The following is a 10,455-nucleotide window of genomic DNA, read 5'->3' on the forward strand; positions in this document are numbered from 1 at the left end:
GCGGATCCGTGACCCCAGCTACTCCGTTTGGAAGAGGCGATCAGCAGCCGTGTCGACCCAAGCGACCAACTCGCAGGAGAACCCCTTGGCGGGTTTCGGCCCGAACGAGTGGATCGTCGAGGACATGTATCAGAGGTACCTCGCCGACCCGGCCAGCGTGGACCCCGCGTGGCACGACTTCTTCGCCGACTACAAGCCGAGCGGGGACGGCGCCGAGGGCACCTCGACGGCGACCGCCGAGGCGGCTGAGCCGGCGGCCGTGACCACGACCGCGCCGGCCCCCACCGCTCCGGCCGCGCCCGCACCTGCGAAGGCGGCACCCGCGCCCGCGAAGGCGGCACCCGCGGCACCCGCGGCCCCTGCGGCTCCGAAGGCCGCCCCGAAGGCCGCTCCTGCAGCTCCGAAGGCCGCACCCGCGAAGGCCGAGGCCGCTCCGCCGAGTGGTGGCGCGAAGCACGTCCCGCTGCGCGGCGTCGCCGCCCGCATCGTGCAGAACATGGACGCCTCGCTGGAGGTGCCGACCGCCACGAGCGTGCGCGCCGTGCCGGCGAAGCTGCTGTCCGACAACCGCGTCGTGATCAACAACCACCTGGCCCGCGGCCGGGGTGGCAAGGTCAGCTTCACCCACCTGATCGGGTTCGCGATGGTCCGGGCGCTCGCCGCGCACCCGGAGATGAACAACTCCTTCGCCGAGATCGACGGCAAGCCCAACCTGGTGCAGCCCGAGCACGTCAACCTCGGCATCGCGATCGACCTGACCAAGCCCGACGGCTCGCGCAACCTCGTGGTGCCGAGCATCAAGGCCGCCGACACCATGGACTTCCGCCAGTTCTGGTCGGCCTATGAGGACATCGTGCGCCGGGCCCGGCGCAACGAGCTGACCATGGAGGATCACGCCGGCGCCACGGTCTCGCTGACCAACCCCGGCGGCATCGGCACCGTGCACTCCATGCCGCGGCTCATGACCGGGCAGGGCACCATCATCGGCGTCGGCGCGATGGAGTACCCGGCGCCCTACGCCGGCATGTCCGACGAGACCCTCGCCGACCTCGGCATCAGCAAGATCCTGACGCTGACCAGCACCTATGACCACAGGATCATCCAGGGCGCGCAGTCCGGCGAGTTCCTGAAGGTCATGCACGAGCTGCTGCTCGGCGAGCACGGGTTCTACGACCAGATCTTCACGGCGCTGCGGATCCCGTACGAGCCGGTCCGCTGGGTGCGTGACGTCGCCCGCACCAGCGAGGGCCAGATCGACAAGGCGGCCCGGGTCGTCGAGCTCATCCACGCCTACCGGGTCCGCGGCCACCTGATGGCCGACACCGACCCGCTGGAGTTCCGCATCCGCCGCCACCCGGACCTCGACGTCCTCGAGCACGGGCTGACGCTGTGGGACCTCGACCGGGTCTTCCCCGTCGGCGGGTTCGCCGGCAAGCAGAAGATGAAGCTGCGGGCCGTCCTCGGCGTCCTGCGCGACTCCTACTGCCGCCGCGTCGGCGTCGAGTACATGCACATCATGGACCCGGAGGAGCGCCGCTGGGTCGCCGAGCGGGTCGAGAAGCCGTACGAGAAGCCCGACACCGCCGAGCAGAAGCACATCCTCAACCGCCTCAACGCCGCCGAGGCGTTCGAGACGTTCCTGCAGACGAAGTACGTCGGCCAGCGCCGCTTCTCTCTCGAGGGTGGCGAGTCGCTGATCCCGCTGCTCGACGAGATCCTGCAGAACTCGGCCGAGGGCGGCCTCGACGAGGTCGTCATCGGCATGGCGCACCGCGGCCGCCTCAACGTGCTGGCCAACATCGTCGGCAAGCCCTACGAGAAGATCTTCTCGGAGTTCGAGGGCCACCTGGACCTGAAGTCCGCGCACGGCTCCGGCGACGTCAAGTACCACCTGGGCATGACCGGCAAGTTCACCCACCCCGACGGCGAGCACGCCACGACCGTCTCCGTGGTGGCGAACCCGTCGCACCTGGAGGCCGTCAACCCGGTCCTCGAAGGCATCGTGCGGGCCAAGCAGGACTCGATCGACCTCAAGCTCGAGGGCTACACGGTCCTGCCGCTGCTGATCCACGGCGACGCCGCGTTCGCCGGCCAGGGCGTGGTCGCCGAGACGCTCAACCTGTCGCAGCTGCGCGGCTACCGCACCGGCGGCACCGTCCACGTCGTCGTCAACAACCAGGTCGGTTTCACCACCGCGCCGGAGTACTCGCGCTCCTCGCTGTACTCCACCGACGTCGCCCGCATGATCCAGGCGCCGATCTTCCACGTGAACGGCGACGACCCGGAGGCCGTGGTCCGCGTCGCGCGGCTCGCCTTCGAGTACCGCCAGGCGTTCAACAAGGACGTCATCATCGACCTGGTCTGCTACCGGCGCCGCGGGCACAACGAGGGCGACGACCCGTCGATGACCAACCCGCTGATGTACGCGATCATCGACCAGAAGCGCTCGGTGCGGAAGATCTACACCGAGGAGCTCATCGGCCGCGGCGACATCCCGATCACCGAGGCCGAGGCCCTGCTCAAGGACTACCACGAGCAGCTGGAGACGGTGTTCAAGGCGACCCGCGACGCGTCGTCCAACCCGGCGTCGCGCCTCACCCGCCTGCGCGAGCCCGAGCCGGAGCCGGTGGTCGAGACCGCGATCGACGCCTCGGTCCTGCACGCGATCGGCGAGGCGCACGTCAAGCTCCCCGACGGATTCACCCCGCACAAGCGCGTCCAGCAGCTGCTGGACCGCCGCGCGAAGATGGCCGCCGCCGGCGACATCGACTGGGGCTTCGGCGAGGTCATCGCGTTCGGCGCGCTGGTCAACCAGGGCGTCACGGTCCGGCTCTCCGGCCAGGACTCCCGCCGTGGCACGTTCGTGCAGCGGCACGCCGGCATCGTCGACGCCGAGACCGGCAGCGACTACATGCCGATGTCCGCCCTCATCAAGGACAACGCGAAGCTCTTCATCTACGACTCCCTGCTGTCGGAGTTCGCCGCGATGGGCTTCGAGTACGGCTACTCCGTCGAGAACCCCGACGCCCTCGTCATGTGGGAGGCGCAGTTCGGCGACTTCGTCAACGGCGCCCAGTCCATCGTGGACGAGTTCATCTCCTCCGGCGAGGTCAAGTGGGGCCAGCGCACCGCCGTGACGCTGCTCCTGCCGCACTCGCACGAGGGCCAGGGCCCCGACCACACGTCGGGGCGGCTCGAGCGGTACCTGCAGCTGTGCGCCGAGGACAACATGCGGGTGGCCGTGCCGACGACCCCGGCGAACCACTTCCACCTGCTGCGCCGCCAGGCGCTGTCGCCGAAGAAGAAGCCGCTCGTCGTCTTCACGCCCAAGTCCCTGCTGCGCCACCGGCTCTGCGTCTCCCCCGTCGAGGACTTCACCAGCGGCACCTTCGCCACCGTCCTCGGCGACCCGGGCATCAAGGGCGCCGGCCTGGACAACGCCGCGGTGAAGCGGGTCCTGCTCTGCTCCGGCAAGGTCTTCTACGACCTGCTGCAGGCGCGCACCGAGCGGGACATCACCGACACCGCCATCATCCGGGTCGAGCAGCTCTACCCGATGCCGGTGGAGGAGCTGCGCGCGGCGCTGGCACAGTTCCCCAACGCGGAGGACTTCGCCTGGGTCCAGGAGGAGCCGGCCAACCAGGGCGCGTGGTCGTTCATCGCGCTCAACCTCCTGGAGCACCTCCAGGGCGTCGGCCTGCGTCGCATCTCCCGCCCCGCCGCCGCCGCTCCCGCGGTCGGCTCCACCAAGCTCCACGACGCCGAGCAGCAGGCGCTCATCGAGGCCGCGCTGCCGAAGCGCTGACCCTCTGTCGTTTCGCTGGTTCCATCTGTTGGTTCGTTCGTTCGTTCCGTTCCGGGGAGGGCTCGCGCCCTCCCCGGTTCCTTTGGAGGTGCCCATGTACTTCACCGATCGCGGCATCGAGGAGCTCGCCCAGCGCCGGGGCGAGGAGGAGGTCACGCTGGAGTGGCTGGCCGAGCGCCTCCGCGACTTCGTCGACCAGAACCCCGAGTTCGAGACGCCGATCGAACGCCTCGCCGTCTACCTGGCCCGCCTGGACGACGACGAGGACTGACCGATGTCCGTCCACGCCCGCGCGGGCACTGGTCGTACACCTGCCGCAGCGACCACAACGGTCGGCTTTGACGGTCGCCGGAATGACGGACATATCCGATTTATCAGTGCAATCGGGCGCTGCAAATCAATGTGGCTGCGGGGCGCATCCGCCAATTGGGTCGTTCGGGAACAACTTGGTGTAGTCCGGCAAGACAATCGATTGTCCCCAGTCGGGTGATCCCGGCGTAGCGCATGGGACACCTACATTCTGTACGTGCCCCGAAGTCGCAACCGATCCGCAACCGTGTCGCTCCTGGCCGCCGCCCTGCTCCTTCTGGGCGGCGCTTTTTCGGCCTCAGGAGCAGCGGAGGAGCAGCCCCTGGCCGCCGCAGCCAGCGCCGAGGCGACCCGGGTCAGCGGCCATGCCATCGGCGTGCGGCACTTCGACTTTGCCCGGGGCAAGGACCGGCCGCTACCCACCACCGTGTGGTACCCGACGCGCGGCTCCTCCCGGCGGAGCAAGGGGCAGGTGCAGGTCAGCGCCGAGGTGCTGCCGGGGAAGCTGCCGCTGATCCTGTGGAGTCACGGCTTCTACAGCAACCCGCAGTTGCAGGAGGGCATGACCAAGTTCCTGGCAGAGGCCGGGTACGTGGTCGTCGCCCCGGCGTACCCGTTCACGAAGAAGGACACGCCGAAGTTCAACAAGTTCGACGTGCCCAACCAGTCGCTGGACGCGTCGTTCGTCATCACGCAGATGCTGCAGCCCGGGAATCCGCTGGCCGACAGCATCGACTCCGAGCGGATGGCGGCGATCGGGCACTCCGGCGGCGGGACCACGACCGACGGGCTGTTCACGGTGCACCGCGACCCGCGCCTCAAGGCCGGGGTCATCTTCGCGGGCCGGCCGGCCGGGAAGTACCAGGGCAGCCCGGTGCCGCTGCTGTTCGTGCACGGCGACAAGGACCCGGTCGTGGCGTATGAGCAGGGGCGCACGTCGTACGCCGCGGACCCGTGGCCGAAGGCGTTCCTGACGATCATCGGTGGCGAGCACGGCGCCGCCACCAACGACCCGGAGCGCGGGCACCACCAGGCGATGGCGACGCTGCTGAACTTCCTCGCCTGGGCGCTCGACGGCGACGAGATCGCCCAGGCCAGGCTGGACGACGACGCCCGGCTCGACGGGGTGACCCGCTTCGAATCGGTGGGGATCTACAGCAGCGCGAACACCACGACGACGATCACCACGACCGCGACGACGGCGCCGGCCACGATGAGGCCGACCTTGGAGCCGGTCGCGGCGGGCTGAGCCGTCTCGTTGTTGCTGTTGTCCACCCACGCCTGAAATGCCTGAGTGTTCTGGCTTGGGTCAATGCGCTCATCGGGCATGGCCGACAGAATACCGATGACCTGCCCCTCGGACAGTGGCCGAACGTGTCGGATTGTGGCACTCTCCGTCAATGACCGCGTGGCGGGAACGGTCGTGGTGGGGCTGGGGCTGGGCCGACGAGGCCCTCGACGACGACGCCTGCCGGCGCCTCGCCGAGACGTCGCTGCGGCCGTGGATGCCCGTCGACGGGTCGGTGCTGCCGATGCCGTACGACCCGGTCCTGCCCCCGCCGCGCCTGATTCCTCCGTCGATCATGCAGGAGGCGTTCGCCGCCGACTCGATGACGCGGGCGTCGCACACGTACGGCAAGGCCTTCCGCGACGTGATCCGAGCGCTGCGCGGCCGGCTCGACAACCCTCCTGACCTGGTCTGTTTCCCGCGGACCGGGCACGACGTCGTCGCCGCGCTCGACTGGGCCGAGGCGGTGGGGGCGGCCGTCGTCCCGTACGGCGGCGGCACCTCCGTCGTGGGCGGCGTCGAATACCGCGGGGACGCCCCCTGGGTGTCGCTGGACCTGTCCCGCCTCGGCCGGGTCCTCGAGATCGACGACGTCAACCACGCCGTCCGGGTGCAGGCCGGCGTCTCCGGCCCGGCCCTCGAACAGGCTCTCCGCCCGCACGACCTGACGCTTCGCCACTACCCGCAGAGCTTCGAGTTCTCCACCGTCGGGGGATGGATCGCGACCCGCGCCGCCGGCCACTACGCGACCGGCCCGACCCGCATCGACGACGCCGTCTCAGCCCTGCGGGTGATCACACCGCAGGGCCCGGTGGAGTCGCTACGGGTGCCGTCCAGCGGCGCCGGCCCGTCGACGGACCGCCTGTTCGCGGGCTCGGAGGGGACGCTAGGGGTGATCGTGGAGGCGTGGCTGCGCGTCACGCCTCGCCCAACGGCCAAGGCTTCGACGTCGGTGGCCTTCCCTGCGTACGACCAGGGCATCGCCGCCATGCGCGCCCTCCTGCAGGCAGGCCTCCGCCCCAGCAACTGCCGCCTCCTCGACCCCGTGGAGGCGATGCTGAACGCCGGCGCCACCGACGGCCAGGCCCGGCTGCTGCTCGGCTTCGAAGGCCCGACCGCGCCTCTCCTGGACGACGCCCTCACCCTCTGCGCCGACCACGGCGGCACCCCCACCACCCCCGCCACCCCCGGCCGCCCCGCCCACAACACCGGCGCCTCTACTCCCAACCCCGCCAGCACTGCTCACCGCCCCACCGGCGCCGACGACACCCTCGACCCGGGTGACTCCAGCCGCCCTACCCCAACACCGGCGGCTTCACGCCCAACTCCCCCAGCGCCGCTCACCGCCCCTACGGCAGCGCTCACCACCCCGACGGCGCCGCCGACTCCGACTACATCCCCGACCCGGGTGACTCCAACCGCCCCGCCCACAACGCCAGCGGCTCTACTCCCAACCCCGCCAGCGCCGCTCAACACTCCAACGGCAGTGCTCACCACCCCGACGCCGCTGCTCAACGCCCCGACAGCGCCCCCGACACCGACTACATCCCCGACCCGGGTGACTCCAACCGCCCCGCCCACGACGCCAGCGGCTCCACTCCCAACTCCGACAGCGCTGATCAACGCTCCGGCGGCGCTGCCGGCTCCGGCGACGGCCTCGGTCCGGGTGGCTCCGGCCGCGGCCTCTCCAGCGGCGGCTCCGGTGCCTCCAGCCGGTCCAGCGGTGGCTTTGCCGGCTCCGGCCGTTCAGGTAGCGTCGCCGGCGGCAGCTCGGGGCGGAGCGGCGATGTCGGCAACTGGCGATCGTCGTTTCTGCGGGCGCCGTACACCCGCGATGCCCTCATCAGGCTCGGCCTCATCGTCGAAACCGTCGAGACCGCGTGCACGTGGAGCCGCTTCGAGGCACTGCACGCGGCCGTGATCGCCGCCGCGCAGGCCGCCGCCCCGGCCCGCGTCGCCGTGGTCACCTGCCGGATCACTCACGCGTACCCGGACGGCCCGGCGCCCTACTTCACCATCATCACGCCGGCCCGGCGCGGCGCCGAGGTCATGATCTGGGACGAGATCAAGGCCGCCGTCAGCACGGCCATCACCAGCGCCGGCGGCACCATCACCCACCATCACGCGGTCGGCCGGGACCACCTGCCGTGGCTCGAGCGGGACCCCCTCTTCACCGACGTGCTGCGGGCCGCGAAGCGCACGCTAGATCCCCGCGGGATCCTCAACCCCGGCGCGCTGCTGCCCAGTTAATCGCCGGATTCCCTCGCCCAGCCCGATGAGCAGCAGCCCGAGCAGGAAGAACGCCACGGTGAAGCCGAGCGCCGAGATCGTCACACCGCCGTAGCCGAGCTCGTTCGCGTCGACGAACGGATACGGATACTTGTCGACGATCGCACCTCGTACCAGCGCAAAGGCCAGATACGCCAAGGGGTAGCCGAGCCATACGGCCGCATACCACCAGCGGACCGGCTCCCTGTCGACGAACAGCCAGGTGACCGCGGCGAGGATCGGCGTCACCGTGTGCAGCAGCAGGTTGTGCGGTGCGTGCGCCCCCGAATCCACCACGTGGAACGGGCTGGACGGATTCGCCAGCAACGAGTGATACACCGTGCCGGTGATGCAGCTGTACAGCGTCGCCGCCCCACGCACCCACCCCGGCACCGGCCGCAGCGCCGCCACGGCGGACACCACCGCGATGATCACACTGCTCTGCACGGTGAAGTAGACGAACACTCCCCCGTCGCCGTTTGTGAAGTCGAGCAGCAGGACGATCCCGGTCAGCGCACTCACCGCGGTGAGCACCCGGAAGACGACGGACATGCGCCGCAACCTAGCCGTAAATCGCCCGCCGGGCCAGCCTTGTTCGTGGTGTCCGCCTCGTACCTTGGATGCCATGCGCCGTCTCGTCGTGGCCCTGCTGACCGCTGGCCTCGCCGGCCTCGCTACCCCGGGTCTCGCTGGCTGCACAGGCCAGCCGGCACCGGCCAAGTGGGTCACGCCGTCGCCTTCCCCGGCCGCGACCGTCGCCCCACAACTCGCCCACGTCACGCCGCTACCCCCTCTCCCCGTGCCGCGGGCCGCGCTCGACGTGTCGCGCCAGGAGGTGACCTACAGCCGTGAAGGCCGCGTCCTGCGCACCGTCATCTGGATGCCCTCGTCCACCACCCGCGTGCCGGCGGTCATCTTCAGCCACGGCCTCAACGGCACCCCCGAGGCCTTCGCACCGCTGCTCACCGCATGGGCGTCGGCCGGCTTCGCGGTGATCGCCCCCGCGTATCCCAACACGACCCGCAGCGCCCCCCGCCTGGACGTCTACGACGTGCTCAACCAGCCCGCCGACGCCAGCTTCGTGCTGAGCCAGGTGCTCGCCGGCCCACTCGGCAAACGCATCGACAACACCCGCCTCGCAGCCGCCGGCCACTCCGCCGGCGCCATCACGACCGTCGGCCTCTTCACCGCGAGCCGCGACGCCCGCCTCCACGCCGGCATCGTCCTGGCCGGCAGCGGTCTGGGCGTAGGCACCGCCTTCACCGGCACCCCGGCCTCGCTCCTCTTCGTCCACGGCGACGCCGACCCCTTGGTCTCCTACGCCTCCGGCAGGGCCACCTACGAGTTGGTCCCCTGGTCGAAGGCGATGCTGACCGTCCCCGGCGGCAACCACAACGACCCCTATCTCCGCCCGGACGTCACCTCCTACGCCGAGGTCCGCTCGGTGACCTTGGCGTTCCTGCGCCTCGAGCTCTACGGAGACCCCACGGCCCGCCGACAACTCCCGCAAGGCCCCTCCTTCGACGATCGCCTGTGATCCTGAGACGCTATGGTCATATGCTAGCATAGGAATCGAGGCAGTGGGTTCGGCTCTCGGGGGGAGGCAAGCCGTGCCACGACCATATTTTTCGCTGGAAGCGCCTGGCGCCGGCCGCTGCGCCACCGGGCAGATCGACTCGCGCGCCCGCCTGGCAGCCCAGGCCGCCGAGCACACCCGCCGTCGCGAGGAGCGGCAGCGGGCCAAGGCGGAGTTCGCCGAGGCCCGCAGGCACGGCCTGGCCACCCGCCATGCGACCAAGCTGACCCGCCTGCGCAACGCCCGCGTCCTGACCGGCCTCCACCCCACCCCGCCGGGCGCCGCCGCTATTGGGTCGCCGTCGCCGGGCTGCGCCGCACCGCCACCAGCACGGCCCACCGTTCAGACTCCCGCCCCGGCAACCGGTCCCGCGCCGGAGACCGCACTGCCCAGAAGCGTGAGCACGGCGCCGCGCCCGGATGCCCCACCTCACCCGCGGCCTGCCGCACCGCCGCCAGCACAGTCAGTCCGCAGGGCAGCAACGCCGCCTCCAGCACAGTCCGTCCACGGGGGCGCAACGCCTCCGCCGCGACCCACCCGCAGGGAAGCAACGACACCGCCACCGCCCGTCCAAGCGGGCGCGACGCCGCCACCACAACTCACCCAGAGGGGAGCAACGCCGCCACGGCCACGGTCCGTCGGCAGGGCAGCAACGCCGCCACCGCCCGAGGTGGTGTCAGTGCCCAGTGGCCCGACGACCCGGCCAGGATCGCAAACCATTCCAGCGCACCAAGCGTTCGCACCGCTATCGCCATCGCGGGCCGTCCGATCAGCAGCACGTCCGGCCGCACCACCGCGACCGGGCCGGCCACCCGCACTGCCGTCACCAACGCACAACGGCCGTGCGGCTTGCCTGGGGCTGATCCGCCGGCCGACTCGTCGCTTCGCAAGTCACAGCCTCACGTCGCCGACCGGCAGCCTCACCGCGGGCACCAAGACGGGCAACCGCACACCTGCTCTGGCTCGAGTCCGCAATCGAGCGCCACCAAGACGACCCGCCCACGATCACCCACCGGCGGCAACAGCCTGTTCCACGGGACGCCAGCCGGGACGCCGTCGTACGCCCATCGCCGCGACGCCACCGCTTGCGCCGCAGGCTAGGTTCAGCGCGGGCCAGGGCCGGCTGGCCAGGTCCGGCGCGGGTCACGGAGTCACGTCCAGCGCGGGGTCAGGGCCGGTGCGGATTCAGAGCCAGCGCGGATTCAGGAC

5 protein-coding genes and 2 pseudogenes are annotated in these 10,455 nt (G+C 70.7%); 6 read left to right on the top strand and 1 reads right to left on the bottom strand.

Annotated elements, in window-relative coordinates; all coding sequences use genetic code 11:
• Positions 1 to 49: 49 nt before the first annotated feature.
• From ABZ321_RS37805 to ABZ321_RS37825, 5 genes and pseudogenes are all read left to right on the top strand, one after another.
• The gene (locus ABZ321_RS37805; protein ID WP_354900337.1) at positions 50 to 3,805 is read left to right on the top strand and encodes a multifunctional oxoglutarate decarboxylase/oxoglutarate dehydrogenase thiamine pyrophosphate-binding subunit/dihydrolipoyllysine-residue succinyltransferase subunit; all 3,756 of its coding nucleotides are present in this window, start codon (positions 50 to 52) and stop codon (positions 3,803 to 3,805) included.
• Between the two features lie 94 nt (positions 3,806 to 3,899).
• Positions 3,900 to 4,076, top strand: coding sequence for a DUF6104 family protein (locus ABZ321_RS37810; protein WP_344503667.1), 177 nt, complete (start codon positions 3,900 to 3,902; stop codon positions 4,074 to 4,076).
• 285 nt (positions 4,077 to 4,361) lie between these two features.
• Positions 4,362 to 5,363, top strand: coding sequence for a chlorophyllase (locus ABZ321_RS37815; RefSeq protein ID WP_354900338.1), 1,002 nt, complete (start codon positions 4,362 to 4,364; stop codon positions 5,361 to 5,363).
• A gap of 361 nt (positions 5,364 to 5,724) precedes the next feature.
• Positions 5,725 to 6,513: pseudogene (locus ABZ321_RS37820) on the top strand (FAD-binding oxidoreductase); the annotation flags it as partial.
• A gap of 686 nt (positions 6,514 to 7,199) precedes the next feature.
• Positions 7,200 to 7,652 (top strand): annotated as a pseudogene (locus tag ABZ321_RS37825) (FAD-linked oxidase C-terminal domain-containing protein); the annotation flags it as partial.
• Here the strand turns inward: ABZ321_RS37825 and ABZ321_RS37830 are convergent.
• The gene (locus ABZ321_RS37830) at positions 7,605 to 8,222 is read right to left on the bottom strand and encodes a Pr6Pr family membrane protein (protein WP_354900340.1); all 618 of its coding nucleotides are present in this window, start codon (positions 8,220 to 8,222) and stop codon (positions 7,605 to 7,607) included. The pseudogene ABZ321_RS37825 and the gene ABZ321_RS37830 overlap by 48 nt on opposite strands.
• A gap of 73 nt (positions 8,223 to 8,295) precedes the next feature.
• Here ABZ321_RS37830 and ABZ321_RS37835 point away from each other — a divergent pair, with 73 nt between their 5' ends.
• Positions 8,296 to 9,207 carry a chlorophyllase gene (locus tag ABZ321_RS37835; protein ID WP_354900341.1) on the top strand — a complete coding sequence of 304 codons (912 nt, stop codon included), beginning with the start codon at positions 8,296 to 8,298 and terminating at the stop codon, positions 9,205 to 9,207.
• Positions 9,208 to 10,455 lie beyond the last annotated feature (1,248 nt).

The sequence above is a fragment of the Dactylosporangium sp. NPDC006015 genome, from assembly GCF_040614215.1.
In the GTDB taxonomy this organism is placed as follows: Bacteria; Actinomycetota; Actinomycetes; order Mycobacteriales; family Micromonosporaceae; genus Dactylosporangium; species Dactylosporangium maewongense.